Source organism: Bradyrhizobium sp. SZCCHNGR1005, from assembly GCF_032489995.1.
Classification (GTDB): domain Bacteria; phylum Pseudomonadota; class Alphaproteobacteria; order Rhizobiales; family Xanthobacteraceae; genus Bradyrhizobium.
Window position 1 is genome coordinate 747,150 of sequence record NZ_JAUEZC010000001.1, and the last position, 24,590, is coordinate 771,739.

At 64.1% G+C, this 24,590-nt stretch carries 27 protein-coding genes; 11 read left to right on the forward strand and 16 right to left on the reverse strand.

Going from position 1 to position 24,590, the window contains the following annotated elements; translation table 11 throughout:
* From QXZ85_RS03480 to QXZ85_RS03500, 5 genes are all read right to left on the reverse strand, one after another.
* Positions 1–813, reverse strand: a complete 813-nt coding sequence (locus QXZ85_RS03480; RefSeq protein WP_315700710.1) for a CbbQ/NirQ/NorQ/GpvN family protein — start codon at positions 811–813, stop codon at positions 1–3.
* A 59-nt stretch (positions 814–872) separates the two neighbouring features.
* Positions 873–2,219 (reverse strand): cbb3-type cytochrome c oxidase subunit I, encoded by a 1,347-nt coding sequence (locus QXZ85_RS03485; RefSeq protein ID WP_315767350.1) that lies wholly within the window; start codon positions 2,217–2,219, stop codon positions 873–875.
* Between the two features lie 39 nt (positions 2,220–2,258).
* Entirely contained in the window at positions 2,259–2,711 is a 453-nt protein-coding gene (locus QXZ85_RS03490) for a cytochrome c (RefSeq protein WP_315700712.1), read from the reverse strand.
* Positions 2,712–2,834: 123 nt separating this feature from the next.
* A complete protein-coding gene (locus QXZ85_RS03495; protein ID WP_316173417.1) occupies positions 2,835–3,110 on the reverse strand; it encodes a cytochrome C oxidase subunit IV family protein in 276 nt (91 codons plus the stop codon).
* A 3-nt stretch (positions 3,111–3,113) separates the two neighbouring features.
* The gene (locus tag QXZ85_RS03500) at positions 3,114–3,689 is read right to left on the reverse strand and encodes a cytochrome c oxidase subunit 3 (protein WP_315700714.1); all 576 of its coding nucleotides are present in this window, start codon (positions 3,687–3,689) and stop codon (positions 3,114–3,116) included.
* Positions 3,690–3,865: 176 nt separating this feature from the next.
* Between QXZ85_RS03500 and QXZ85_RS03505 the strand changes: the two genes are divergently transcribed.
* Together QXZ85_RS03505 and QXZ85_RS03510 are read left to right on the forward strand one after the other, a co-directional pair.
* Positions 3,866–4,021, forward strand: coding sequence for a hypothetical protein (locus QXZ85_RS03505; RefSeq protein WP_315700715.1), 156 nt, complete (start codon positions 3,866–3,868; stop codon positions 4,019–4,021).
* A 567-nt stretch (positions 4,022–4,588) separates the two neighbouring features.
* On the forward strand, positions 4,589–4,777 hold the full coding sequence (locus QXZ85_RS03510) for a hypothetical protein (protein WP_315700716.1): 189 nt from the start codon (positions 4,589–4,591) through the stop codon (positions 4,775–4,777).
* Positions 4,778–4,806: 29 nt separating this feature from the next.
* Here the strand turns inward: QXZ85_RS03510 and QXZ85_RS03515 are convergent, their stop codons facing one another.
* Both QXZ85_RS03515 and QXZ85_RS03520 read right to left on the reverse strand, forming a co-directional pair.
* A complete protein-coding gene (locus QXZ85_RS03515) occupies positions 4,807–5,058 on the reverse strand; it encodes a hypothetical protein (protein WP_316173416.1) in 252 nt (83 codons plus the stop codon).
* 108 nt (positions 5,059–5,166) lie between these two features.
* Positions 5,167–5,949: a creatininase family protein gene (locus QXZ85_RS03520; RefSeq protein WP_316173405.1), complete on the reverse strand. Its 783-nt coding sequence runs from the start codon at positions 5,947–5,949 to the stop codon at positions 5,167–5,169.
* A 408-nt stretch (positions 5,950–6,357) separates the two neighbouring features.
* On the opposite strand from QXZ85_RS03520, the gene QXZ85_RS03525 reads away from it, so the two are divergent.
* Complete coding sequence (locus QXZ85_RS03525; RefSeq protein WP_315700719.1) at positions 6,358–7,776, forward strand: M20 family metallopeptidase; 1,419 nt, start codon at positions 6,358–6,360, stop codon at positions 7,774–7,776.
* 211 nt (positions 7,777–7,987) lie between these two features.
* Positions 7,988–9,304 (forward strand): DUF3422 domain-containing protein, encoded by a 1,317-nt coding sequence (locus tag QXZ85_RS03530; RefSeq protein ID WP_315700720.1) that lies wholly within the window; start codon positions 7,988–7,990, stop codon positions 9,302–9,304.
* Between the two features lie 8 nt (positions 9,305–9,312).
* On the opposite strand, the gene QXZ85_RS03535 is transcribed toward QXZ85_RS03530, so the two are convergent.
* The 8 genes from QXZ85_RS03535 to QXZ85_RS03570 are packed head-to-tail and all read right to left on the reverse strand — an operon-like array spanning position 9,313 to position 17,932.
* Positions 9,313–10,038 (reverse strand): HAD-IA family hydrolase, encoded by a 726-nt coding sequence (locus QXZ85_RS03535; RefSeq protein WP_315700721.1) that lies wholly within the window; start codon positions 10,036–10,038, stop codon positions 9,313–9,315.
* Positions 10,035–10,955 carry a CbbX protein gene (gene cbbX, locus QXZ85_RS03540; protein WP_315703069.1) on the reverse strand — a complete coding sequence of 307 codons (921 nt, stop codon included), beginning with the start codon at positions 10,953–10,955 and terminating at the stop codon, positions 10,035–10,037. Before cbbX ends, QXZ85_RS03535 begins: the two co-directional genes overlap by 4 nt.
* On the reverse strand, positions 10,955–11,374 hold the full coding sequence (locus tag QXZ85_RS03545; RefSeq protein ID WP_315700722.1) for a ribulose bisphosphate carboxylase small subunit: 420 nt from the start codon (positions 11,372–11,374) through the stop codon (positions 10,955–10,957). Before QXZ85_RS03545 ends, cbbX begins: the two co-directional genes overlap by 1 nt.
* 12 nt (positions 11,375–11,386) lie before the next feature.
* On the reverse strand, positions 11,387–12,847 hold the full coding sequence (locus QXZ85_RS03550) for a form I ribulose bisphosphate carboxylase large subunit (RefSeq protein ID WP_315700723.1): 1,461 nt from the start codon (positions 12,845–12,847) through the stop codon (positions 11,387–11,389).
* A 37-nt stretch (positions 12,848–12,884) separates the two neighbouring features.
* Entirely contained in the window at positions 12,885–13,967 is a 1,083-nt protein-coding gene (gene fba, locus QXZ85_RS03555; protein ID WP_315700724.1) for a class II fructose-bisphosphate aldolase, read from the reverse strand.
* Positions 13,968–13,997: 30 nt separating this feature from the next.
* Positions 13,998–16,025 carry a transketolase gene (tkt, locus tag QXZ85_RS03560; protein WP_315744758.1) on the reverse strand — a complete coding sequence of 676 codons (2,028 nt, stop codon included), beginning with the start codon at positions 16,023–16,025 and terminating at the stop codon, positions 13,998–14,000.
* The gene (locus QXZ85_RS03565) at positions 16,022–16,897 is read right to left on the reverse strand and encodes a phosphoribulokinase (protein WP_315700726.1); all 876 of its coding nucleotides are present in this window, start codon (positions 16,895–16,897) and stop codon (positions 16,022–16,024) included. The genes tkt and QXZ85_RS03565 overlap by 4 nt, the downstream gene beginning before the upstream one ends.
* A 9-nt stretch (positions 16,898–16,906) precedes the next feature.
* On the reverse strand, positions 16,907–17,932 hold the full coding sequence (locus QXZ85_RS03570) for a class 1 fructose-bisphosphatase (RefSeq protein WP_315700727.1): 1,026 nt from the start codon (positions 17,930–17,932) through the stop codon (positions 16,907–16,909).
* A gap of 152 nt (positions 17,933–18,084) precedes the next feature.
* Here QXZ85_RS03570 and QXZ85_RS03575 point away from each other — a divergent pair, with 152 nt between their 5' ends.
* The 7 genes from QXZ85_RS03575 (at position 18,085) to QXZ85_RS03605 (ending at position 24,080) form a co-directional block, all read left to right on the forward strand.
* Positions 18,085–19,017, forward strand: a complete 933-nt coding sequence (locus QXZ85_RS03575; RefSeq protein ID WP_315700728.1) for a LysR family transcriptional regulator — start codon at positions 18,085–18,087, stop codon at positions 19,015–19,017.
* Between the two features lie 333 nt (positions 19,018–19,350).
* The gene (gene modA, locus QXZ85_RS03580; RefSeq protein ID WP_315728445.1) at positions 19,351–20,121 is read left to right on the forward strand and encodes a molybdate ABC transporter substrate-binding protein; all 771 of its coding nucleotides are present in this window, start codon (positions 19,351–19,353) and stop codon (positions 20,119–20,121) included.
* A gap of 90 nt (positions 20,122–20,211) precedes the next feature.
* Positions 20,212–20,895, forward strand: coding sequence for a molybdate ABC transporter permease subunit (gene modB / locus QXZ85_RS03585; RefSeq protein WP_315700730.1), 684 nt, complete (start codon positions 20,212–20,214; stop codon positions 20,893–20,895).
* Entirely contained in the window at positions 20,892–21,995 is a 1,104-nt protein-coding gene (gene modC, locus QXZ85_RS03590; protein WP_315700731.1) for a molybdenum ABC transporter ATP-binding protein, read from the forward strand. Before modB ends, modC begins: the two co-directional genes overlap by 4 nt.
* A 200-nt stretch (positions 21,996–22,195) precedes the next feature.
* Entirely contained in the window at positions 22,196–23,059 is an 864-nt protein-coding gene (locus tag QXZ85_RS03595; protein WP_315767347.1) for a xanthine dehydrogenase, read from the forward strand.
* A gap of 11 nt (positions 23,060–23,070) precedes the next feature.
* The gene (locus QXZ85_RS03600; RefSeq protein ID WP_315700733.1) at positions 23,071–23,661 is read left to right on the forward strand and encodes a DUF2478 domain-containing protein; all 591 of its coding nucleotides are present in this window, start codon (positions 23,071–23,073) and stop codon (positions 23,659–23,661) included.
* Entirely contained in the window at positions 23,658–24,080 is a 423-nt protein-coding gene (locus tag QXZ85_RS03605) for a winged helix-turn-helix domain-containing protein (RefSeq protein WP_315700734.1), read from the forward strand. The genes QXZ85_RS03600 and QXZ85_RS03605 overlap by 4 nt, the downstream gene beginning before the upstream one ends.
* Here the strand turns inward: QXZ85_RS03605 and QXZ85_RS03610 are convergent.
* Positions 23,989–24,468, reverse strand: coding sequence for a TOBE domain-containing protein (locus QXZ85_RS03610; RefSeq protein ID WP_315700735.1), 480 nt, complete (start codon positions 24,466–24,468; stop codon positions 23,989–23,991). The genes QXZ85_RS03605 and QXZ85_RS03610 overlap by 92 nt on opposite strands.
* Positions 24,469–24,590 lie beyond the last annotated feature (122 nt).

Consider the following 24,590-nt stretch of genomic DNA (forward strand, 5'->3'; position numbering starts at 1 on the left):
TCACCCAATCACCGCATGAGCAACCTCGCGCAGCGCCATCTTGACCTCGGCATCGTCGGTCAGCGGCTCGATCATGCCCGCGAGCACCGCTTCTTTCACCGACGTTCCCGCCGCCACCAGCGTCGCGCAATAGACCAGCAGCCGGGTCGAGACCCCCTCCTCCAGGTCGTGCCCCTGCAGGGCGCGGAGGCGATGAGCAAGCGCAACCAGCGGCCGCACCCGCTCAGGCGCCAGCCCGCTCTCCGACGCCACTACCGCAATCTCCTGGTCGGCCGGCAGGAAGCCGAACTCGATCGCGATGAAGCGCTGCCGCGTCGATGGCTTCAGCGCCTTGTGCAGGCTCTGGTAACCGGGATTGTAGGAGACCACCAGCATGAAGCCGTCAGGCGCGACCAGTTCCTCACCGGTGCGCTCCAGCGGCAGGATGCGGCGGTCGTCGGTCAGGGGATGCAGCACGACAGTCACGTCCTTGCGCGCCTCCACGACCTCATCGAGATAGCAGATGCCGCCTTCGCGCACCGCCCGGGTCAATGGTCCATCGGTCCAGACCGTGTCGCCGCCCTTCAGCAGATAGCGGCCGGTGAGATCGGCGGCCGTGAGATCGTCGTGGCAGGCCACCGTATGCAGCGGCAGGCCGAGCCGCGCCGCCATATGGCCGACGAAGCGGGTCTTGCCGCAGCCGGTCGGGCCCTTCAACAGCACCGGCAGCCGATGCCGCCAGGCGTGTTCGAACAATGCACATTCATTGCCGCTCGGCGTGTAGGCCGGGAGGTCGAGCGTCGAGGCTTCGACGGCGTGAAGGGCGGCTTTCATCATCATTCTCCGCGATCGGGGATACAGGCGGCCGCGGCAATGCGGCCGCCTGCCGCTTGTCATTCGGCCGGCTGCAGCGCGCCGGAGATCGCCGGCTGCTTGGCGCGGCCCGGCACCAGTACGGCCCAGACGAACATCAAGGCCGAGATCGCGACGAACACGCCGGAGCCAAGCCGGACCCAGTAGAACATCGCCAGCTGATCCTGCACGTCCATGTAGCTCTGGCCGAGCACGCGCTGCAGATGCACCTGGATGATGCCGGCAAAGGTAAGCGCGAAGGTCATCACCATCATCGCCGTGCACATGATCCAGAAGCTCGCGATCGAGAGCCACTGATTATAGGGCGCGCGCTGCCTCAGCTGCGGCACCGCGTAGGCCATGACCGCGAGGTTGAGCATCACATAGGCGCCGAAGAAGGCGAGATGGCCATGGGCGGCGGTGATCTGGGTGCCATGGGTGTAGTAGTTCACGCTCGACAGGGTGTGCAGGAAGCCCCAGACGCCGGCGCCGAGGAAGGCCATCACCGAGCAGCCGACCGACCAGAGCAGCGCCGCCCGGTTCGGATGCCTGCGCCCCGCCTTCAAGGTCATCTGCACGGTGAAGATCACCATGGTGAAGAAGGGCGCGACCTCGAGCGTCGAGAACAGGGAGCCGATCCATTGCCAATAGCCGGGAGCGCCGATCCAGTAGAAGTGGTGACCGGTGCCGAGGATGCCGGAGAACAGCGCCAGCCCGATGATGACGTAGAGCCACTTCTCGACCACCTCGCGATCGATGCCGTTCAGCTTGATCATCAGGAAGGCCAGCACCGAGGCCATGATCAGCTCCCAGACGCCCTCGACCCAGAGATGGACGATGTACCACCAGTACATCTTGTCGACCGCGAGATTGGCCGGGTTGTAGAAGGCGAACAGGAAGAAGATCGCAACGCCCCACAGGCCGAACAGCAGGATGTTGGTCACCGTCGTCTTGCGTCCCTTCAGCGCCGTCATCGTGACGTTGAACAGGAACATCAGGCAGACCACGACGATGCCGATCTTGATCGGGAACGGCTGCTCGAGGAATTCGCGCCCCTCGTGGACATGGAAGAGATAGCCGACCACGGCGGCGCCCGCGGCGCCGAAGAACAGCCAGAACTGGATCTTCGCCAGCAGCGGGCTGTACAGCTCGGTCTCGGTTTCCTCGGGCAGCAGGAAATAGGTCGCGCCCATGAAGCCGATCAGCGACCACACGATCAGCGCGTTGGTGTGGATCATGCGCACGATGTTGAACGGCAGGATCACCGACAGCGTATTCGGCAGCACATAGATGGTGCCGGCCAGCACGCCGAACGCGACCTGGGCGAGGAAAAGCGTCAGCGCGCCGTAGAAATACAGCATCGCGACCTTCTGGGTTTCGTATTTCATCGATGAGGCTCTCTGTGTGGAGGGAGGACGGGATCCGACTCAACCCGCCTTGTTCGGCGGCCAGTCCTGGCGCTTGATGCTGTCGGTCCATTGCAGGAAGTCGGCGAGATCGTTCAGCTCCTGGTCGGAGAGATTGAACTGCGGCATCTGCCGGCGGCCCGGCGCGCCGGAAGGCTGAGACTGCATCCAGGATTTCAGCATCTCGCGCGCGGCCGCAGGGTCCTCCCTGCCGCCCCAACGGTCCCAGACATTGCCGACCTCCGGCGCGAAATAGGCGCCCTCGCCCAGCAGCGTGTGACAGTTGATGCAGGAATTCCTCTCCCACACATGCTTGCCCCGCGCGACGGAGGCGGTCAGCGTCGAGGCGTTGGTCGAGGTCGTGACCATGTAGTAATGGCTGTGCGCCGTGAGCGCGAGAAAGATCACGAAGAAGAAGGCCGAACCGCCATAGAACACGTTTCTGGCGGCCGACTTGGTCAGGCGTTCAGCCATGACACGTCCTTTCCGGTTGGAGGAGTCGAGGTGCTGAAGCAGTCTACCGACGCGCCCGGCCGGTTCTTTGTCGCGGCGCAATCAGCGCGGCGATGCGTGGGAAGCCTCTCAGATGGAAGTCTCTCAGATGAAGGTGCGCAGCGCAGCTGTCGCCCAGGCGAACGCCGTCACCGCGACGACCCAGGTCGTGATCAGGCCGCGCCACAGCGCCGGTGCTGCACGCAGATCGAGATAGTCGAGGATGATCTTGCGGCCCTTGATCGCGGCCAGGGTCAGCACGAGCGCATTGCCCGTATTGCCAGGCAGCGCGTCGCCGGCGCTCGAGAAGATCGCGATGGTTGCGACCGCGAGGCCGAGCAGCATGATCCAGGCGACATCCAGCCGATCGAGACGGAACATGGCTCACCGCACCAGATAGAGCATTGGGAACATGACGACCCAGACTAGGTCGACCATGTGCCAGAACGCAGTCGCGGTCTCGACGTGCGTGGGCTGCGCGCGGCGGCAGACGACGGCGATGATGACGATGCCGAGCAACACATGCAGCAAGTGAAAGCCGGTCAGCAGGAAGTACAACGTAAAGAACGGACCGCTATCCAGCACAGCGCCGCCGGCGATCTCACCGCGATATTCGGTGAGCTTGATGGCGATGAAGGCGGCGCCAAGCGCCATCGCCAGCAACAAGAAGCGACGCGAACGGCCCGGCCTGGCCGCACCCGCGGCTGCGGTTCCCCGCGCCGCGGCCCAGCCGCTCGTGACCAGCACGATCGTGTTGAGTCCCGCCAAGCGGACGTCGAGCACCGCCTGCCCGGACGCGAACGATGCGGGATTGACGACATGCGCTACCGCGAACGCGCCGAGCAAAAGGCCGAAGGCGACGAGCTCGCTGCCGATCAGCACCCACATCATGGGATCGCCGGGCAGCCCGTCGAAGCCCCCCCAGCTCTCTTGTTCCAGTTCGCAGTCAACCGCCGACATCGCTCTCTCCGCTTCCCGACGCCAGGAGGCTAGCGCTCGTGGCGAGGCGCCTCTTTGTCGGAGCACAAACACGGGGACGGCAGCGAACGGTCCGGATCGTTGCTGGGGCGCAAATTGCCGCGCAGAGAGATGCGATAAGAGCCGCAGCAACGGATCAAGGAACGGCGGACGGAGTCATGAGCGAAGCGCAATGGGGGCTCATCACGGTCACACCCATCATCATCGTCTTTGCAGCAGCTCTCCGGCGCATCGGCGTGCTGTCGACGACCGGCACCGTCTCCGCCGTCGCGCTCTCGGTCGCGATTGCGGTCGTGCTGTTCACCACGCAATGATCGCGGGATTGCCCGTCGTGCCAATCTGCCGCAGAGGTTTTCTCTTGCCGCGTCGGGCAAATCACGACGATCATTCCGTGCATCCCGCCTCGAGCAGAGGGACGTTTCGGCCGATCGTCACGACACGTGAGGCGGGGATGCGATGGCCGTGTTGGAGTTGCAGCGTGATCTGATCGCGCCGACGAACAACGCCGATGCGGACGTGAAATCGTGTGGTCCTGACCTCCCGGTGCTGAGGTCGTGCTGACGCGAAAGCGTCATGCGCAGCGGGGGCAATCAAGCCGGTCCCCGGGGAGATCACGTATAAGCGTTAAAACCATCGCGCAGGGAATGCCGGTTGATCGGCTGCACCTGTGGTAACTGCCGCCTGCTTTCTTTTCTGCAGGCGAGCCATGGGTGAGGCCTTCACCCGGCATTCCCTGCACCCTCTCGCATGCGAGCAGGGTGAACCTCCTGATCAACTCGGGCGCACGGCGCCGCGAGAGGGGTCTTGCTCGCCCATCAACAGGAACTTCCGGTATTGGGAACATTTATGGTGCCCGGACGTAAGAGCCTCGGAGGTGCCACATGGACGAAACAAGATTCGCCCAGTTGCTCGGCCAGGCCGCGATCAGCGTCTGGGGCGACATGCCGCGGGACATTCAGGAAGCGCTGTTCGAGACCGCGATGCGCGATCGCAACGAACTGCGCCATGATCTCGCGAGACTGCTGCACGAACGCCACCCGCGCACCGAACATCCGCCGCGGCCGGTGTGACCGCGCGACCGATACCGCGACAGCGGCCATCAGCCTAGTCGTGGTGGTTCTCGGGCCCTGTACTGCGCCTGCTCGTCGTAGCCGTGACGGCTGCTGTAGAACACGAGCGCCATCAGTCCAATGCCCACGATCAGTGAGAACACGACGCCGAGCGTGAGCGCGATCCAGCCCTGGGTCGGCATCGGCTCACCCGGCGTCGTCAGCCCGAGATAGGCGAAGGCCACCGCACCGGCCAGAATGACCAACATTGCCGCGATGGCTGCAATCGATCCTGCTCGCATGAGGCAGCGCTCCTTCGAGCAAGAACGGACCGCGGCCGCAATCGTTCCCGCCGGCCTATTCCCGCAACCGCGTCGGCGCTCCCCACGAGATCGTCGCCACAGCAGAACTCACTGTCTTATCCCCTGGCGAGCCGGCGCCCATGGCTCCCCTGCCCTGAGACGCGCAGCAAGCGCGGCGGCGCAGGCGTCGAGCAGCTGCCTGCCCTTTTCGGCGGAGGCCTTGCGCGCATCCCCGGCCACGCCGGATGGCGTGAGCTCGGCAAAGGAGCGGAACATCTTCAGCTCAGGCACCAGGGAGCCCATGATATCGAATTTCGGCCCATGCGCTTCACCGAGCCGGCCCGCGTCGACGAGGGCAGGATGAAGCGCCATCATCATCGACGTCTCGGCCTCGCAGGCGTGCATCACGCCGTCCTGGTCTTCCAGGACGCTACGCATCGTCTCACGCCCTTCCATGAAATAGGTCACGGTTGCGATCGGCGCATTCAGCTCGCGCGTCAGCTCGCCGGTGAACGTCGCCAGCGCCTGGATGTTGCCGCCATGACCGTTGACGATGACGATGCGGCGAAAGCCGGCATTGAGGATCGATCGGCAGAGATCCTTGAGTACGGCGTAATAGGTCGCAAGGCTCAGGCTGAAGGTGCCGCCGAACGCGACGTGATGGTCGGCAAGACCGCACCACAGCGTCGGCGCGACTACGACCGGACAGTCCGGCGCAAGCTGCACCGCAACGCGCCGGCAGACCTCGCTGCAGAGGAAATCGTCGACGCCGGTCGGCAGATGCGGCCCATGCTGCTCGGTCGATCCGACCGGCAGCAGGACGATTGCGTCCGCTGTGGCCAGCGCCCGCAGGCGCTCGGCAGACATTCTGTTCCAGGCATTTTCGGTCATGGCGTGCTCGACTGGTCGGATTGCGGAATACGGTCGGTACGCGCCTTCGTCGCCCCTCACCGGCCTTCGTTGCCCATCGTTATATACGATGCGCCGAATCGTCGAAGAGCCATCGCGCCGCCAAGGCGGCGGTCCTCACGTCTTTTGCAAGCGCAGGAGACCCCCGAGCAGTTCCAGAAAACGAGCCTCGACTGGGAGAGAGGCGGCCTGACATCACGGTCAGCGCCGTTGCGCTGCAGAAGGCGGCATGTTGCCCAGTACAATGCACAACGTGCACTCAGATTCGAGCACACAGAGGCGGTCTCATGATGCCGCGCATGGCTGCTAACGGCGAGCGTGCTAGGCGCGGGAAAGCGAAGCTGATAACCATGCAGCATCCCAACCAACATCACACTTCAGGGACCTAAGATGGACAACCGTAGCGACATCTGGCGTGACGTCGACGCAATCAAGCCCCGCTTCATCGAACTCAGCGACAGGGTTTGGGGCATGCCGGAAGTCTGCTACACCGAGGCGCGCTCCGCCGCCGAGCACCTCACCGAGCTGCGCCACCAGGGCTTTCGCATCACCGAGAATGTCGCCGGGATTCCGACTGCGCTGATGGGCGAATGGGGCGAAGGCGGCCCGGTGATCGCGTTTCTCGGCGAGTACGACGCCCTGCCCGGCTTGAGCCAGGAGGCTGGCGTCGCCGAACACCGGCCGGTCGAGACCGGCGGCCACGGCCATGGCTGCGGCCACAACCTGCTTGGCTCCGCCGCGTTGCTTGCCGCCACCGCCGTCAAGGATTGGCTCGCCGCCAACAAGGTGCCGGGGCGCGTGCGCTATTACGGCTGCCCGGCCGAGGAAGGCGGCGCCGCGAAAGCGTTTATGGTGCGCTCGGGCGCTTTCAAAGATGCCGATATCGCGCTCACCTGGCATCCATCGAGCTTCTGGGAAGTGGTGATGACGCCATCGCTCGCCAACACCCGCGCCGATTTCATCTTCACCGGGCGCACCTCGCACGCAGCTGCTTCGCCGCATCTCGGCCGCAGCGCACTCGACGCGGTCGAGCTGATGAATGTCGGCGTCAACTACATGCGCGAGCACATGCCGAGCGATGCCCGCGTGCATTACGCGCTGCTCGACACCGGCGGCATCGCGCCGAACGTGGTGCAGGCGCATGCGCGGGTGCGCTATTCGATCCGCGCCCGCGATCTGCCTGGGATGAACGAGCTGGTCGAGCGCGTGCACAAGATCGCGCAAGGCGCGGCATTGATGACCGAGACCAAGGTCGAGATGAAGATCATCTCGGCCGTCTCCAACATCCTGCCGAATGCGCCGCTGGAGCAGGCGCTCTACAGGATCATGGAAGAGCTCGGGCCGCCGCGCTTCGACGAAACCGACCAGGATTTCGCGCGCCAGATCCAGGCGACGCTGACCGACAAGGACATCTCTTCGGTCTATTACAGCATCGGCATGGAGCCGAGCGACCGGCCGCTTGCGGATTTCCTGGTGCCGCTCGATACCAAGCGCAATCCGCAGATCGGCTCCACCGACGTCGGCGATGTCAGTTGGGTGGTGCCGACCGTCCAGGTGCATGCGCCGACGGTCGCGATCGGCACGCCGTTCCACACCTGGCAGGTGGTGGCGCAGGGCAAGTCGCCGGCCGCGCACAAGGCCATGGTGCAGGCCGCCAAGGCGATGGCGGCGCTCGGCGTCAAGGCGCTGAACGAACCTGAGCTGATCGAAGCCGCCAAGGCCGACTTGAAGCAGCGCACGGCGCGGACGCCCTATGTCAGTCCATTGCCGGACAAGGTCGAGCCGCCGCTGACGATGTCCATCGCTTGAGAAAAGGTGTCCATCGCTTGATGGTAAGGAGGCACGGGAGCTGACCGATGGAAGCAAAGTTTCCATCCCGTGTCTCCGTAAGCTCCGCCCGGCTCTGTCACGCGCGCGTCGTCGTCGCGCAGTCACCATGTCGTCGCCAACTCCATGTCGACTTGCGTCGACGAATATGCGTTGATAGCTGGCGGAAACGGCGATCTGTGGGCTGATCGGCATGAGCGATATCGTCTTGATCGGGGACAGCGAAGAGGCGCGTCTGGCGCCGCATGCGCTGCGGACCGCAATTCTCGGCGAGGTTCATGCCCGGCCGTCGCATCCCGTGACGGTGCCGGCGCGCATCCTGCATTTCGGCTTCGACACGTCCGGTCCGCGGGCGCTCGCCGATCGCACCCAGCTGATCGAATTGTGCAGATCGCGCGGCGTGCCGCCACCGCTGCCGCAGGACAAGCATTTCCGGGTTTCGCTCGGCGGCACCGTGCTGCGCTGGGAGCAGCATTCCGAATTCACGACCTATACCTGGGAAGTGCCGGTCGACCCGAATGCCGGCGCCTTTCATCCGTCGGCTGCTTCGCTTGCCGCGCCGATGCGGCTGGTGCCGCAGCCGGGACCGCTGCTGGTCGCGGTCGATCTCAACGTGCTGCCCGATGACGACGCCAGCAGCAGCCTGCTTGCGATGTTCGATTCCGTCAGTCTCGCCATGGCCGAGATCGCCGACGGCACCGGCATCTACGCCACCGACTTCCAGGCCAATCCGGAAGGCTACGTGCGCATCCTGCTGCTCGATCGCGGCATGAGTCCGGCGCGGATCGGTAGCACCGTCCAGCATCTCCTCGACATCGAAACCTATCGGACGCTCGCGCTGCTCGGCCTGCCCGAGGCGCAACGGCTGGCGCCCTCGATCAACGCGGCGGAAAAGCGCCTTGCCGAGGTCACCGAACGGATGCGCAGCGCCACTGACCTGTCCGACAACAATCAGATGCTCGACGAGTTGACCGCCCTCGCCGCCGAGGTCGAGGCGGGTGCCGCCGCGAGCCTGTTCCGCTTCGGCGCGAGCCGCGCCTATGACGAGATCGTCACGCAGCGCCTTGACAGCATCGGCGAACGCAAGATGCCGGGTTTTCCGACCTGGTCATCGTTCCTGGCGCGGCGCATGGCGCCGGCGATCCGGACCTGCATGACGGCTGAAGCGAGGCAAGCCGCGCTGTCGCTGCGGCTGGCGCGCGCCGCCAATCTGCTGCGCACACGCGTGGACGTCGAGCTCGAGCAACAGAACCAGGAACTGCTGAAGTCGATGAACGCGCGGACCCGGCTGCAGCTGCGGCTGCAGACCACGGTCGAAGGTCTTTCGGTCGCGGCCATCACATACTATTTGACCGGACTGTTCTCCTATCTCGTGAAGGCCGCGCATGAGACCGGCACGCTGCATTTCGAACCGGGCTATGCCATTGCCGTGTTCGTGCCGCTGGCCGCGCTGACGATCTGGCTGCGGGTGCGCCACATCCGCCGCGAACATATCAACGAGCCGTTATGACCAAGCGATCAAATGGCGAGTTCGGTGAGATCGTCGACAACAGCAAGCGCGCCGTCGAAATCGTCATCGCTGAAATAGCGGCTGCGGGTGATCAGCACCGGAATGCCGGCACGCCTTGCGGCGAGAAGGCCGTTGCCGGAATCTTCGATGGCCAAGCAGCGTTCTCCCGAGAGGTCGAGCTGCGACAACACCTCGAGGTAGACATCAGGCGCCGGCTTCTTGCGCGCGACATCGTCGGCCGCAACGACCGCGGCAAACCTGGCTTCCCAGGCCTGGCTCAGCGCCGGCGCGAGCAATGCGTCGAGATTGGCGCGCGTCGTGGTGGTCGCAATCGCCAGCGTTTGCCCGCGCGCCAGCGCCGCATCGAGCAGCGGCCGAACTCCAGGCCGCAACGGACAGCCCTTCTCCGCCATCAGGGCAGCGAAGCGCGCGGTCTTCACACCATGCAACTCGGCGACCACGGCATCGGTCAAAGGTGGACCGGACCGCCGCATCTGGTCGAAAGCGCGGATGCGCTCCTTGCCGCCGGCCACCTGCAGCAGCTCCTTGTAGATGCGCGGTCCCCAATGCCAGTCGAGGCCAAGCTGCACGAAAGCCTCGTTGAAGGCCTCGCGATGCAGCTCCTCGGTCTCGGCCAAGGTGCCGTCGACGTCAAAGATCAGCGCGGAAGCTTCAGTCAGCCGATATCGGATCTCGTCGAGCGGCGTGGTCGCCGTCGCCAGCGCGAGGTTCATGCTTGCTGCTCCGCGTTGCGAAACACCCGGCTCGCCAGCACATCCGCCGCCTCGATCGACATGACGTCATTCGAGGTCAGCACCCGGTCGAGCCGCGACACCAGCCGGTTGGCCTGCCGGAGGCGGACGCGATCCAGTGCGTTGCGGATCGAGCGCGCATTGGAGAACAGCGGCTGCGTCCTGCGCACCGCGATATATTTCTCGAACGCCACGCGAGCCTCGGGGGTGAAACGATAGTTCTGTCCTTCCAGCATCAGCTCGGCGATGGTGAGGAGTTCCGGCTCGGAATAGTCGGGAAAGTCGATGTGATGCGCGATGCGAGAGCGGAAGCCGGGATTGGACTGGAAGAACTTCTCCATCCGGTCGGCATAGCCGGCGAGAATGACTACGAGATCCTCGCGCTGCTGTTCCATGATCTGCAGCAGGATTTCGATCGCCTCCTGGCCGTAATCGCGCTCGTTCTCCGGCCGATAGAGGTAATAGGCCTCGTCGATGAACAGGACGCCGCCCATCGCCTTCTTCAGCACCTCCTTGGTCTTCGGCGCGGTGTGGCCGATATACTGCCCGACCAGGTCGTCGCGCGTCACGCTGATGACGTGGCCGCGGCGAACGAAGCCGAGCCGGTGCAGGATGCCGGCCATGCGCAGCGCCACAGTCGTCTTGCCGGTGCCGGGATTTCCGGTGAACGACATGTGCAAGGTCGGGAAGGTGGTCGCAAGCCCCATTTTCTGCCGAATGCGTTCCATCAGAAGCAGCGAGGCGATCTCGCGGATCCGTGTCTTGACCGGCGCCAGCCCGACCAAGTCGCGATCGAGCTGTTCGAGCACCGGCGCGATGTCGACGTCCTCGAATTCGCGACGCAGGTCGATGGTGTCGACCGGCGTCGCCTGGGCCGCGTTCGCCTGCGTGGTCTGCATCATGAGTACCGTTCGCCCTCGGGCCGCCCGGTCGCATACGCATGCGTGGCATAGCGTACGTTGCGCCCGGCGGCTTCTTGCCGGTCGAGCCGGAAGCCCGGCTCATGCTGTGGCCGGTTGACAATGAAGGAAATACGCACGGATTCCCAGCCGTGGCTGGAATCGAAGCCGGAGATGCGGATATAGCGGTCGCCATAGATCTTCCGACAATCGGCAAGCTCGCGCATGATGCCGGCCGCATCGCGCAGATCGAACATCGGCAGCCCCCACATTTCCCAATAGATGTTGCGTGGATGCGGGTCGTCGGTGAACTCGATGTTCACCGCCCATCCCTTGTCGAGACAGTATTGGACCTGCGCCGTGATCTGCTCGTCGGTCAGATCGGGAAGGAAAGAGAAGCAGCCCTGGGTGACGCGCATTGTGATCTCCTCTCAGACCGCAGCCGTGACGCTCGGCACAAAATCCGGCGTATCGGTCGATTCATAGTTGAAGGTGACGTCCTTCCAGACCTCGAGCGCCTCGCGCAGCGGCGTGCAGCTTTGCGCTGCCTTGGCCAGGATCTCCGGGCCTTCGTGCACGTAGTCCCGCCCTTCGTTACGGGCCAGGATCATCGCTTCCAATGCGACGCGGTTGGCGGTCGCGCCGGCGGCGATGCCGCGCGGATGGCCGATGGTGCCGCCGCCGAACTGCAACACGACATCCTCGCCGAGCAGATCGAGCAGCTGGTGCATCTGGCCGGCATGGATGCCGCCGGAGGCGACCGGCATCATCTTGTTGAGGCTCGCCCAATTCTGGTCGAAGAACACGCCGTGCTCGAGCCGCATCGGATTGAAATCCTCGCGGCAGATGTCGTAGTAGCCGCGGGTCGTGTTGGGATCGCCCTCGAGCTTGCCGACCACGGTGCCGGCATGGATGTGGTCGACGCCGGCGAGCCGCATCCACTTGGCGATCACGCGGAACGAGACGCCATGCGAGCGCTGCCGCGTGTAGGTGGAATGGCCGGCGCGGTGCAGGTGCAGGATCATGTCGTTCCTGCGCGCCCACTTCGCCATCGACTGGATCGCGGTGTAGCCGATCACGAGATCGATCATGACGACGACCGAGCCGAGTTCCTTGGCGAACTCGGCGCGTTCATACATGTCTTCCATCGTCGCCGCGGTGATGTTGAGATAGGTGCCCTTGACCTCACCGGTCGCAGCCTGGGCCTTGTTCACCGCCTCCATGCAATATTGGAAGCGCTCGCGCCAATGCATGAAGGGCTGCGAGTTGATGTTCTCATCGTCCTTGGTGAAGTCGAGGCCGCCCTTCAACGCCTCATAGACGACGCGGCCGTAATTGCGGCCGGAAAGGCCGAGCTTCGGCTTCACCGTGGCGCCGAGCAGCGGCCGGCCAAACTTATCGAGCCGCTCGCGTTCGACCACGATTCCGGTGGCCGGGCCCTGGAAGGTCTTAACATAGGCGATCGGCAGCCGCATGTCCTCGAGCCGCAGCGCCTTCAGCGGCTTGAAGCCGAACACGTTGCCGATGATCGAGGCGGTGAGATTGGCGATCGAGCCCGGCTCGAACAGGTCCAGATCGTAGGCGATATAGGCGAAATAGCTGCCCGGCGAATTCGGGACCGGCTCGACCCGATAGCATTTCGCACGATACTTTTCGGCAGCGGTGAGCCGGTCGGTCCACACCACGGTCCAGGTCGCGGTGGAGGATTCGCCCGCAACCGCAGCACAGGCCTCGGTCGGGTCGACGCCATCCTGCGGGGTAACGCGGAACAGCGCGATGACGTCGGTGTCCTTGGGCTGGTAGGACGGCTCCCAATAGCCCATGCGCTTGTATTCCATGACGCCGGACTTGTAACGATCCTTACCGCGCACCGTGATCGACTGGTCGTTCATGTGTTCCTCCTCGTGTTTCTGCATGCTGGTCCGCTGCTCACGCAGCCTCTGTCATTCCCCCGATGCGTGGATCGAGCGCGCCTGAGCGATAACGCCTGGCCATCTCCGCCAGCGGGACGACCTTGATCCGGGATGCGTTTCCGGCAGCACCGAACTGCTCGAACCGCTCGCGGCACAGCTCCCGCATCGAATCCATCGCCGGCTTCAGGAATTTGCGCGGATCGAATTCGCTCTTCGACTGCGACGCCACCTTGCGGAATATTGCGGTCATGGCGAGCCGGCAGTCGGTATCGATGTTGACCTTGCGCACACCGTGGCGGATGCCGCGGACGATCTCTTCCACCGGCACGCCCCAGGTCTGCGGCATCTCGCCGCCGAACGCATTAAACATGTCCTGCAGTGCCTGCGGGACCGAAGACGAGCCGTGCATAACCAGATGCGTATTCGGCAGCCGCCGATGGATCTCTTCGATCACATGCATCGCGAGAATGTCGCCGTCCGGCTTGCGCGAGAATTTGTAAGCGCCATGCGATGTGCCCATCGCAATCGCGAGCGCGTCGACCTTGGTGGCGCGGACGAAGTCGACGGCCTGCACGGGATCGGTCAGCAGCTGGTCGTGGCTGACCTTGCCCTCAACGCCGTGGCCGTCCTCCTGCTCGCCGCCGCCATGCTCGAGCGAGCCGAGCACGCCGAGTTCGCCCTCGACGGAAGCGCCGACCCAGTGCGCCATCTCGACCACGCGCCGCGTGATATCGACATTGTAGTCGTAGTCAGCCGCGGTCTTGGCGTCCGCCTTGAGCGAGCCGTCCATCATCACCGAGGTGAAGCCGTGCTTGATCGCCGTGGCGCAGGTGGCCTCGTCGTTGCCGTGGTCCTGATGCAGGCACAGCGGGATCTGCGGATACATCTCCTCCAAGGCATCGATCATCTTCGACAGCATGATGTCGCCGGCATAGGAACGCGCGCCGCGCGAAGCCTGGATGATGACAGGCGCGTCGACAGCCGCCGCCGCCTCCATGATCGCAAGCCCCTGCTCCATATTGTTGATGTTGAAGGCCGGCACGCCGTAGCCTCGCTCGGCCGCATGATCCAATAGCTGCCTCAAAGTGATCCGCGCCATGATCTGTCTCCGTCCCTGTTGTCTGATTGCTTAAGATGCACGCGCGCGGATGATGCAGCGCAAGGCGGCGTCGGCTACCGCCGCGGGCGTGATGCCGAACTCGCGGTAGAGCACCTCGGCCGGCGCCGATGCGCCGAACCCTTGCATGCCGACGAACTCGCCGCTGTCGCCGAGCCAGCGCGTCCAATCGCCTTCGATCGCAGCTTCAATGCCGATCCGCGGCGCCTCCCCGAGAACATCGGCGCGATAGGCGGCAGGCTGCTGCCGGAACAGTTCGAAACAGGGCGCTGAGACCACCGCAGCGCGCACGCCGTCGGCGGCAAGCAGCTTGGCCGCGTCACGTGCGATGGCAACTTCGGAGCCGGTCGCGATCAGCGTGACGTCGCGCCCGCCCTCCGGCTCATCCACGACATAGGCACCGAGCGCGACGCGATTAAGGTCGGATGGCTCGGTCCGGAACGGAGGCAGCGCCTGGCGCGAGAGACAAAGCACGGACGGTGCGGTCTCGGTCCGCAGCGCGCAATCCCAGGCCTCTGCCGTCTCGACAGCATCGGCCGGCCGGAACACCAGCAGGTTGGGAATGGCGCGCAATGCCGCCAGGTGCTCCACCGGCTGGTGCGTCGGCCCATCCTCGCCGAGGCCGATCGAGTCATGCGTCATCACATGAATGACGCGGATGCCCATCAGCGCCGCCAGCCGGATCGCCGGCCGGCTATAATCGGCGAACGCCAGGAACGTACCGCCGTAGGGAATGAAGCCTCCGTGCAGCGCAATGCCATTCATCGCAGCCGCCATCGCATGCTCACGCACGCCGTAGTGGATGTAGTTGCCGTCCATTGCCTCGGGTGTGACCGGCCTCTGCGTCTTCGCTTTGGTCAAGTTGGAATGGGTCAGGTCGGCCGAGCCGCCCAGCAGATTTGGCAGCGCTTCCGCGATGGCATCGATGGTGACCTGCGAAGCCTGGCGCGTCGCGATCTTCGGCTGTTCGGTCGTCAGTTGCGCCAGCAGGCTGGACATCCGCTCGGCATAGGTCGCCGGCAACTTCTTGTTCAGCGCGTCGTGACAGGGCGAACGGTCGCCCGCGCACAGCCGCCGCGCACGCTCCTTCCAGGCCTGGCGTTCGATCCGCCCGCGCGCACCAGCCGCGCGCCAGTTCGCCAGAATTTCGCCCGGAATCTGGAACGGAGGGTGCGGCCAGTTCAACGCAGCCCGCGTTTTCTCGACCTCTTCCGCGCCGAGCGGCGCACCATGCGCCTTCTCCGACCCCTGTCGTCCCGGCGAGCCGAAACCGATGGTGGTACGGCAGGCAATCAGGCTCGGACGATCACTTTGCCGCGCCTGCGCAATCGCATTGGAAATCGCACTTGGATCGTGACCATCAATCCGGCACGTCGCCCAGCCTGACGCCGCAAAGCGCGCCAACTGATCATCCGAGCAGGACAGCGAAGTCGAGCCGTCGATCGAGATATGATTGTCGTCGAACAGCACGATCAGGCGGCTGAGCTTGAGATGCCCCGCAAGCGAGATCGCCTCGTGGCTGATGCCTTCCATCAGGCAGCCATCGCCCGCGATCACATAGGTGTAGTGATCGACGAGGTCATCGCCATACCGCGCATTCATCATGCGCTCGGCAAGCGCCATGCCGACCGCGGTCGCAATGCCCTGACCGAGAGGCCCGGTCGTGGTCTCAACGCCCGGCGTATGGCCATACTCGGGATGTCCCGGCGTCTTGGCGCCCCACTGGCGAAAAGATTTCAGCTCGTCCAGCGTAACGGCCTCGTAGCCCGTCAGATGCAACAGCGCATAGAGCAACATCGAGCCGTGCCCTGCCGACAGCACGAAACGGTCGCGATCTGGCCAGGCCGGATCGGTGGGATCGAATCTCAGGAACTCTCGAAAAAGCACGGTGGCGACGTCGGCCATGCCCATCGGCATGCCAGGGTGTCCCGATTTCGCCTTCTCGACGGCGTCGATCGCGAGAAAGCGGATTGCGTTCGCCATCTCGGCGTGGCCGATCTCCGGCTTCGCGGCCACGGTTTGCAGGGCGATTGCGGTCATAGCGTGCGCCTCTTTCGTTCCATCAGTTGCAGGATCATCGGCGTGAGAATCAGCTGCATCGCAAGATCGAGCTTCGCGCCGTGGATCACGATCGAATTGGCACGCGACATGAAGCTCTGCGGGATCATCGAGAGCAGATAGGGAAAGTCGATGCCGCGCGGGTTCTTCAGGCGGATGACCACCATCGATTCGTCCGGCGTCGGGATCCAGCGCGCGATGAAGGGATTCGACGTGTCGACCGTCGGCACGCGCTGGAAGTTGATGTCGGTCTCCGAGAACTGCGGAATGATGTAGTTCACATAGTCCGGCATGCGCCGCAGGATCGTGTCGGTCACCGCTTCAGTGGAATAGCCGCGCGAGGCGCGGTCGCGATGCAGCTTCTGGATCCATTCCAGATTCATCACCGGGACAACGCCGATCTTCAGATCGGCATATTTGGCGATGTTCACCTTCTCGGTGACGACGGCGCCGTGGAGTCCTTCGTAGAATAGCAGATCGGAATCGCCCGGCAGCTGCGTCCAGTCCGTGAAGGTTCCTGGCTTTCCCCCATAAAGGCTCGCCTCCTCGTCATCATGGACATAATGGCGGGTCATGCCGGTGCCGGATTCGGAGTAATCGCGAAACGTCCGTTCCAGTTCCTCGAACAGATTGGTATCGGGGCTGAAGTGGCTGAAATGCTTGTTGCCGCGTTCCTGCTCCTCGACCATCTTGCGCCGCATTTCCTCGCGGTCATAGCGATGGAAGGCGTCGCCTTCGATGTAGGCAGCTTTGACATTCTCACGACGAAAGATGTTCTCGAACGTCTTCTTGACCGATGTGGTCCCTGCGCCGGATGAGCCGGTGATCGAGATGATGGGATGACGACGTGACATGGCGGCCCCTCAGAGGAACAGGCCGCGGCGCGCGAACAGAGGCGCGTCGCTGCTTTCGAACAAGGGTTCGACACCTTCATGCAGGATGTCGATATCGCGCACCGCGCGGGAATCGCCCATCATCAACGGTGCACGCTGGTGCGGCGAGCGCGCCGAGAGTTCGAGAACGCGTGATCGCCCGTTGGACGCCGCGCCGCCCGCCCACTCCATGATCAGCGCCATCGGATGCGCTTCGTAGACCAGCCGCAGGCGGCCTTCGCGATAGGCGGGACGAGCATCGGCCGGATAGAGGAACACTCCGCCGCGCATCAGGATGCGATAGGCTTCCGCGACCAGTGATGCGACCCAGCGCATGTTGAAGTCGCGGCCGCGCGGACCGGCTGCGCCGGACAGGCATTCGTCCACGTAATCGCGCACCGCACCATTCCAATGCCGCTTGTTCGATGCGTTGATCGCGAATTCCGGCGAGTCCTGAGGAATCCGCAAGCCGGTCTTCGCGAGCACGAACTCCCGCAATGACGGATGGAACACGAACAGATCGACGCGCCCGTCGATTGCGAGCACCAGCGATGTCTGCGGTCCATAGATGAAGAACCCCGCCGCGAGCTGGACAGTGCCCGGCTCGAAGAAGCTCGAAACGACATCGCGGCCTCGTGGCCTGATCGAGAAGATCGTACCGACCGAGATGTTGTTCTCGATGTTGGCCGAGCCGTCGAGCGGATCGATCGCGACACAAAGCGGCGCCGCCGCATCGAGCGTTTCCGGCGCATCGACCTCTTCGGACAGGATGCCGGCCACCGGTGCGTTCCGGAGAGCTTCACGCATGAGTCCATCGGCGATCAGATCGAGCGGCTTCTGGCTGTCGCCGTCGGAATTGGTTCCCGCTACACCGCCATTCCCTTCGGACAATGGCGCGATGGCGATCAGCCGAGAGAGATCGCGCGCCGCTCCAGCCAGCGCCACGATGACGGCGGCGCAGGAGGCCTCCGCGCCTTGCGCCGCAAGATGTGCCTGCAATGTCAGATGTCGGTCCATAAAGCCCCTCCCGTGCCGTCAGCCATCGTTGTTCGGGCTTGACGCTTGCGGCGTCTCGGCATCGCCGTCCGCCTATCAAGCCGCGAATTGCATAATTAGTGAAATTTCTTTATCTTTGGAACAACAAAAGAATTTTTTATGGTGGGAGAACAATGGCGAAGCGATTTTCGCGCGACCTGACGATCCGGCAGCTGCGTGCGCTCGCCGCGGTTCAGACCTCCGGTTCCGTGACCTCCGCGGCCGGCCGGCTTCACCTGACCCAGCCCGCGGTGACCCTGCAGATTCGCAACCTGCAGGAGCTTGCCGGCCTGCCGCTGATCCAACGCACCGCCGACGGCATGGTCCTGACGGATGCCGGGCGCAGCGTGCTCGCCTTGACCGAACGCGTCGAGGCTGCGCTGCTCGATTGCGAGCAGGAGCTCGAGATGATCGCCGGCCGCAGCGGCGGACGGGTGTCGATCGGCGCGGTCAGCACCGCAAAATATTTCGTGCCGTTCGCAATCGCCGAATTCTCCCGCCGCTTCCCGAAGATCGACGTGTCGCTGCGAGTGGGCAACCGCGACACGATCCGCGAGGCGCTGCGCGGCTACGATCTCGACATTGCGATCATGGGACGTCCGCCCGCCGACCTTCAGGTCGACATGCGGCCGCTCGGCAAGCATCCGCACGTCGTGATCGCATCCGCCAACCACTGGCTCGCGAAGAAGCGGCGGATTACTGCAGCCGATCTCGCCAGCGAAGTCTTCATCACTCGCGAGATCGGCTCCGGCACGCGCATGCTGATGGAGGACTTTTTCCGGAAGAACAGATTGCAGCCGAAGACCAGCATGGAGATGGACAGCAACGAAACCATCAAGCAGGCCGTGATCGCAGGCCTCGGCGTCGCCTTCATCTCGCAGCATACGGTCTCCCACGAGCTCGAAGAGGGCCGGTTGGTCGCGCTGAAAATCCCGGGGCTGCCGATCATTCGCCAGTGGCACGCCATCCGGCGGGCCGACAAGCTCTTGTTGCCCCCCGCCCAGGCCATGCTCGATTTCCTTGGCCGGGAGGGTGCGCGCTATTTGCCCGATGCCGCCAAGCCCTGACCACTCGCAAAAAGCTTCGTCCGCCTGATTGTCGGATATCCGACAGGCGCGGACGCGCCAGCGGCTACGGTCCACATCGCCCGCTGGCGCACCGACCGCCGAGGGCGGTTGACGATGACGCCGCATCCCATTTACCGTGGTATATACATAGTGATATAGCTTCACTGCTGATCAAGCTGGACGCTCCCCCGACAATGGAACGGCACTTGCACCGCTCTTCGGGTCGCCGATGGCAGCGTCGGCTTCGAGACATTGAAGCCCGGAGGCGATCGAGCCGCGGCAGGCAACTGTCGGGTGCGGCGCCGGACCGGCGCGATGAATGAGGTTAATGTGATGAAACTGATCCGTTCGGTACTGGTCGCCGCCCTTTGCGCCACGACATGGCTGTTCACCAGCGCGGCCGCCTTTGCCGGCAGCGCCAATGTCGCGGTTGCCGCCAATTTCACCGAGCCGGCGAAGGAGATCGCGGCGCTGTTCAAGGCCAAGACCGGCCATGAGGTCGTGCTGAGCTTCGGCGCGTCGGGTCAGTTCTACACCCAGATCAAGGAGAACGCGCCCTTCGCCCTCCTGCTGTCCGCCGACGATGAACGGCCGAAAAAACTGGTCGCCGAAGGTCTCGGCGTGCCGGACAGCCGTTTCACCTATGCGATCGGCAAGCTCGTGCTTTGGAGCAAGGATCCGAATGCCGTGAAAGGCGAGGAGACGCTGAAGGCAGGCGCGTTCAACAAGCTCTCGATCGCCAATCCCACGGCCGCCCCCTATGGGGCCGCCGCGGTCGAGACCCTGAAGGCGCTCAAACTCTACGACACGGTGCAGCCCAAGATCGTGATGGGCAATACGATCTCGCAGGCCTTTCAGTTCGTGGACACCGGCAATGCCGAGATCGGCTTCGTCGCCCTGTCGCAGCTGATGCCCAATGCCGGCGGCTCGCGCTGGCTGGTGCCGCAAAATCTGTATACGGAGATTCGCCAGGACGCCGTGCTCTTGAAAACCTCCGCCGGTAACGAAGCCGCCACCGCGTTCCTCACCTTCCTGAGGAGCCCGGAGGCTCGCGCAGTAGTCGAGAAATACGGCTATGCTCTGGATCCGAAGTCGGGTTCGTAGGAGTTGGATGTATACTGATCGCCTGCGCATGTCGGCCACAGAGTTGGCCGCCCCCGTTGGAGAGCGGAAGACCCTGGGCTTGAGCGCGTCATGACTCTCTCCGGCGATATCTGGCAGCCGGTCCGGCTGACGCTGGAGCTTGCCTCGCTCACGACTGTCATTCTGATGATCGTGGGAACGCCCATCGCCTGGTGGCTCGCGCGCTCGAAACGCTGGTGGAAGGAAGCTATCGCCGCGCTGGTGGCGATCCCGCTCGTCCTGCCGCCGACTGTGCTCGGATTCTATCTCCTCGTGGCGCTGGGGCCGAATGGTCCTGGCGGCATGCTTGCGGCGCTATGGGGGGCCCGTACGCTGGCCTTCACATTCCCAGGGCTGGTGATCGGCTCCGTGCTGTTCTCGATGCCGTTTGTCGTGCAACCGATCCGCAACGCGTTCGAGGCGATGGGCGATAAGCCCATCGAAGCTGCGGCAACCTTGCGGGCCTCGCCCTGGCGGGCGTTCTGGACCGTCGCGGTGCCGCTCGCAAGCCCAGGCTTCCTCACCGGCGCCATTCTGGGCTTCGCCCACACGGTCGGCGAGTTCGGGGTGGTCTTGATGATCGGCGGCAACATCCCCGGCAAGACGAAGGTGCTGTCGGTCGCGATCTACGATTATGTCGAGACGTCGCAATGGACCGAGGCCTCGGTGCTCGCGCTCGGCATGGTGATCTTCTCCTTTTGCGTGATCCTCGCCATGATGCTGATCGAGAAGAAGGTCAGCCGATTAGCATCATGACGTCCAACACCATCAAGGTCGATTTTCGCGGGCTCCTTGGAAGCTTCGAACTGAACGCCCAATTCGAGCTGCCGGCGCGCGGTGTGATCGCCATCTTCGGTCCGTCGGGCTGCGGCAAGTCCGCGGTGATGCGCTGTATCGCGGGTCTGAACCGCATGAAGGCCGGGTTCTGTTCGGTTGCCGGCGATGTGTGGCAGGACGAAAAATCCTTCCGTCCGGTTTACCAGCGTCCGATCGGCTACGTGTTCCAGGAAGCCAATCTGTTTCCACACCTCTCGGTCCGCCGCAACCTGACGTACGGCCGTCCCGCGAAAACAGATCCCGGCGCGATCGCCTTCGACGAGGTCGTGGCGCTGCTCGGGATCGACCGGCACTTGGACCGCTCACCGCGCAACCTGTCCGGAGGCGAACGGCAGCGCGTCGCGATCGGCCGCGCATTGCTCAGCCAGCCCAAGCTCCTGCTGATGGACGAGCCGCTCTCGGCACTCGATCAGATGACCAAAGACGAGATCCTGCCCTATCTGGAGCGGCTGCACGGCGCGCTCGACCTGCCGATCCTCTATATCAGCCATGATATGGCGGAGGTCGAACGGCTCGCGGATCAGCTGGTACTGATGAAAAGCGGCCGTGTGATTGCGGCAGGATTGCTCACCGACCTGCAGGCTGATCTGGCGTTGCCGCTCGCAGTATCGCGCGATGCTGCAGTCAGCCTCGATGCAACGGTGGTCGCCCAAGACGAAGCCGATGGCATGACGACGCTGGCAGTGCCCGGCGGCCAATTCCTCTTACCCGCCGAGCCCCTGCGGATTGGCGACCATCGTCGTCTGCGGATCCTGGCCGACGACGTCAGCCTGGCCCGCGAGCAGCCCAGCCGGAGCACGATCGTCAATGTGCTCCGCGCCAAGATCCTGAGCATCCGCAGCCAGTCGGACCACCGGGTGACCGCGCTGCTCGGCCTCGGCCTCGACGGCAGCGGCGCACGTCTGCTCTCGCGCGTCACCCAACGCTCCTGGAAAGAGCTCGATCTCGCGGTGGGACTCGAAGTCTACGCTCAAGTCAAAGGTGTCGCGCTGGTACGCCGCGAACAGCCGTCCGTCTGACGCGCCGCAAATCCAAACGATCATATCGCTGTTATATCCGCGACAATATAGGATGCGTTGTTATATACGAAACAATACAGCTGGAACTCTCGAGAAAACACCAGACCAGCCGTTTCTGATGACAATCCAAATACTTAAGATCGCTCCCGACCGTTGGCGCGGTGCTTGCTATGAAGGATCTCGCAACACGAGGTCTCCCTATGAAGCCCGCCGCCGTCACCTGGCACCCCAACGCACCAAGACCCCTCGCGCTTGTGCTTGGCACAAACGAAATCGCCTCCGCCGTCGCGACCAAGCTCAATGACGCACGGTTTGCGGTGGTGATGTGTCACGACCCCTTTCCCCCGGTGATCCGCCGCGGCATGGCGTTTCACGACATCTTGTTCGGCGAACGTCGCGAACTCGCAGGCATTGTCGGTGAGCGTGCCGAGGGGGTCGCCGACATCGTCCGGATTCATCGGGAGTCCGACCGCGTTGCCGTCACCGAGATGCATCTCACTGACATCATCGCCTTCCGCTATCCCGCAGTGATCGTCGACGGTCGCATGCAGAAGCGCCTCATAACGCCGGACCTGCGCGGCGTCGCCCGCGTCGCAGTCGGCATCGGACCGCACTTTGCGGTCGGCTTCAACTGCGACGTCGCGATCGAAACCCACCCATGCGCAACGGGGGCGATCATTTCACACGGCACGACGCAACTTGCGGACGGAAAGGCGCGCAGCCTCGGCGGTGCCGGCCGCGAACGCTTCGTCTATTCGGATCATGAGGGCATCTGGCACACGCCGGTCGATATCGGGACCCGCGTCTACAAGGGACTTCAGCTCGGCTCGCTCGGCGGAGTGCCCGTGTTTGCGCCGCTGGACGGTGCGCTCCGGGGCATCGCTCGTGACGGCTCGCGCGTGCCGGCAGATGTCAAGCTGCTGGAGATCGATCCGCGCGGTCGGCACGCATCCTGGAGCGGCATCGACGAGCGCGGCCATGCCATCGGCACCAGCGCGATCGCCGCGATCACCGCCATTATGCAGACCGACCGGAAGGCGGGCCGCGTCTCCGCCAACGCATGAGGAGAATTGCCATGGGTATTGCCGAGATCGCAACGTGTCAGATCGTGGCGCTGCAGGGTGCCGCCTCCGCAGTCATCCAGGGCATGCTGCACGACTTCGCGGCGCGTCTTTCTGCAACCGGCCTGCGGGTCGTCGGCGTGGTCGAGAGCGCAGCCGACCATGACCATCCGTGCAAATCCATGGTCCTGCGCAGCCTCGATGACGACCGTGTGTTCTCGATCTCGCAGGATCTCGGCCCCGGCTCACAGGCTTGCAGTCTCGCCCCCGAAGGACTTGCGCTCGCCTGCGCCGCGGTCCAGGAGCAGATCGCACGCGGCACCGACATCGTGATCCTGAGCAAGTTCGGCAAGCAGGAGGCGATGGGGCGCGGCCTGAGCGATGCCTTCGGCACCGCAATTGCCGCGGGGGTGCCGATCATCACATCGGTATCGCCGGCCTTGATGAGCGAATGGCGGAACTTCGCTGGCGAGTTTGGCCAATGCGTCCAGGCCGAGATCGCACAGCGCCCCGGTTGGCTCGAGGGGTGGTCGGGCCGGGTGGTGACAGCCTCCTACGCACGTGACATGATCAGGCCGGTCAACGACTGGATCGGCACCGGATGAAGGACGCGGCACAGATCGAACTGACGATCAATTTCGGCAATGGCGGCCGCCTCACGCCGGAGGATCTTCTGTTGATTGAGACGATCAGGAGAGAGCGCTCGATTCTCGGGGCAGCGCGCGCAAGCGGCATCTCCTACCGCAAATGCTGGCTGATGGTTGATGCGCTCAACCGCACCTTCGAGACCCCGGTGTTCGAGACCCATCCTGGACGGCGCGGCGGCGGAGCAGAAATCACGCCGTTCGGCGAGCGGCTGATCGCGCTGTACCGCTCGATGGAGCGGCGCACGCGCACGGCGACGACGGCCGCGCTCGGCGAGCTGCAGAAGGCTACTGATCCGGACTATCAGAAGCGGGCCAACGGCGTGGCCGAGGCAGCTCCGAAGGCCGAACCGCGCCGGGTCCGATCGCGACGCTCTTGATCATCGCCCAGGCCGACAGGCCGGCCTCGAGCGCCAGGCGCTCGACCGATTCCAGGGTCACCAACGCGTGTAGCCGCGTTGCGCCGAGACCAAGCGTGACTCGGACGTAAGGCGCCTCCAGCGGCAGGATCTCCTCGATTTTCCCGGGCAGGCGGTTGGTAATGGAAACGTCCATCGGACGCGACAACGCGATCGAGACGTCGCGCGCTTCGATCGTCACCGACACACCCGCGTCGACCGGCGCATCGACCATCGGCACCCGCAACTCGCCGTCGGCAAAGAACAGCGTCGACATCCCGTATTGTGGGTCGTGTCGCAGCACCCGCGCCGGCACTGTCGTGCTCAGAACAGTGGAAGCAGCCGCCACAGGCAACGGTTGACCGGTCATCATCATCTCGACAGCGCGAGGCCGTCGTTCTCAGAGGCAAAGCCAGAACGCGATATCATCGACGCACTCTGCCGCATTGTCAGGCTGTAGGCAAATCAACAGGCCTGTCCCGAAGGCGACAG

Excerpts from the sequence above, each read along its gene's own strand:
- QXZ85_RS03480 (WP_315700710.1), bottom strand. The coding sequence starts at position 813 with ATGAAAGCCGCCCTTCACGCCGTCGAAGCCTCGACGCTCGACCTCCCG.
- QXZ85_RS03485 (WP_315767350.1), bottom strand. The coding sequence starts at position 2,219 with ATGAAATACGAAACCCAGAAGGTCGCGATGCTGTATTTCTACGGCGCG.
- QXZ85_RS03490 (WP_315700712.1), bottom strand. The coding sequence starts at position 2,711 with ATGGCTGAACGCCTGACCAAGTCGGCCGCCAGAAACGTGTTCTATGGC.
- QXZ85_RS03495 (WP_316173417.1), bottom strand. The coding sequence starts at position 3,110 with ATGTTCCGTCTCGATCGGCTGGATGTCGCCTGGATCATGCTGCTCGGC.
- QXZ85_RS03500 (WP_315700714.1), bottom strand. The coding sequence starts at position 3,689 with ATGTCGGCGGTTGACTGCGAACTGGAACAAGAGAGCTGGGGGGGCTTC.
- QXZ85_RS03505 (WP_315700715.1), top strand. The coding sequence starts at position 3,866 with ATGAGCGAAGCGCAATGGGGGCTCATCACGGTCACACCCATCATCATC.
- QXZ85_RS03510 (WP_315700716.1), top strand. The coding sequence starts at position 4,589 with ATGGACGAAACAAGATTCGCCCAGTTGCTCGGCCAGGCCGCGATCAGC.
- QXZ85_RS03515 (WP_316173416.1), bottom strand. The coding sequence starts at position 5,058 with ATGCGAGCAGGATCGATTGCAGCCATCGCGGCAATGTTGGTCATTCTG.
- QXZ85_RS03520 (WP_316173405.1), bottom strand. The coding sequence starts at position 5,949 with ATGACCGAAAATGCCTGGAACAGAATGTCTGCCGAGCGCCTGCGGGCG.
- QXZ85_RS03525 (WP_315700719.1), top strand. The coding sequence starts at position 6,358 with ATGGACAACCGTAGCGACATCTGGCGTGACGTCGACGCAATCAAGCCC.
- QXZ85_RS03530 (WP_315700720.1), top strand. The coding sequence starts at position 7,988 with ATGAGCGATATCGTCTTGATCGGGGACAGCGAAGAGGCGCGTCTGGCG.
- QXZ85_RS03535 (WP_315700721.1), bottom strand. The coding sequence starts at position 10,038 with ATGAACCTCGCGCTGGCGACGGCGACCACGCCGCTCGACGAGATCCGA.
- cbbX (WP_315703069.1), bottom strand. The coding sequence starts at position 10,955 with ATGCAGACCACGCAGGCGAACGCGGCCCAGGCGACGCCGGTCGACACC.
- QXZ85_RS03545 (WP_315700722.1), bottom strand. The coding sequence starts at position 11,374 with ATGCGCGTCACCCAGGGCTGCTTCTCTTTCCTTCCCGATCTGACCGAC.
- QXZ85_RS03550 (WP_315700723.1), bottom strand. The coding sequence starts at position 12,847 with ATGAACGACCAGTCGATCACGGTGCGCGGTAAGGATCGTTACAAGTCC.
- fba (WP_315700724.1), bottom strand. The coding sequence starts at position 13,967 with ATGGCGCGGATCACTTTGAGGCAGCTATTGGATCATGCGGCCGAGCGA.
- tkt (WP_315744758.1), bottom strand. The coding sequence starts at position 16,025 with ATGACCGCAATCGCCCTGCAAACCGTGGCCGCGAAGCCGGAGATCGGC.
- QXZ85_RS03565 (WP_315700726.1), bottom strand. The coding sequence starts at position 16,897 with ATGTCACGTCGTCATCCCATCATCTCGATCACCGGCTCATCCGGCGCA.
- QXZ85_RS03570 (WP_315700727.1), bottom strand. The coding sequence starts at position 17,932 with ATGGACCGACATCTGACATTGCAGGCACATCTTGCGGCGCAAGGCGCG.
- QXZ85_RS03575 (WP_315700728.1), top strand. The coding sequence starts at position 18,085 with ATGGCGAAGCGATTTTCGCGCGACCTGACGATCCGGCAGCTGCGTGCG.
- modA (WP_315728445.1), top strand. The coding sequence starts at position 19,351 with ATGAAACTGATCCGTTCGGTACTGGTCGCCGCCCTTTGCGCCACGACA.
- modB (WP_315700730.1), top strand. The coding sequence starts at position 20,212 with ATGACTCTCTCCGGCGATATCTGGCAGCCGGTCCGGCTGACGCTGGAG.
- modC (WP_315700731.1), top strand. The coding sequence starts at position 20,892 with ATGACGTCCAACACCATCAAGGTCGATTTTCGCGGGCTCCTTGGAAGC.
- QXZ85_RS03595 (WP_315767347.1), top strand. The coding sequence starts at position 22,196 with ATGAAGCCCGCCGCCGTCACCTGGCACCCCAACGCACCAAGACCCCTC.
- QXZ85_RS03600 (WP_315700733.1), top strand. The coding sequence starts at position 23,071 with ATGGGTATTGCCGAGATCGCAACGTGTCAGATCGTGGCGCTGCAGGGT.
- QXZ85_RS03605 (WP_315700734.1), top strand. The coding sequence starts at position 23,658 with ATGAAGGACGCGGCACAGATCGAACTGACGATCAATTTCGGCAATGGC.
- QXZ85_RS03610 (WP_315700735.1), bottom strand. The coding sequence starts at position 24,468 with ATGACCGGTCAACCGTTGCCTGTGGCGGCTGCTTCCACTGTTCTGAGC.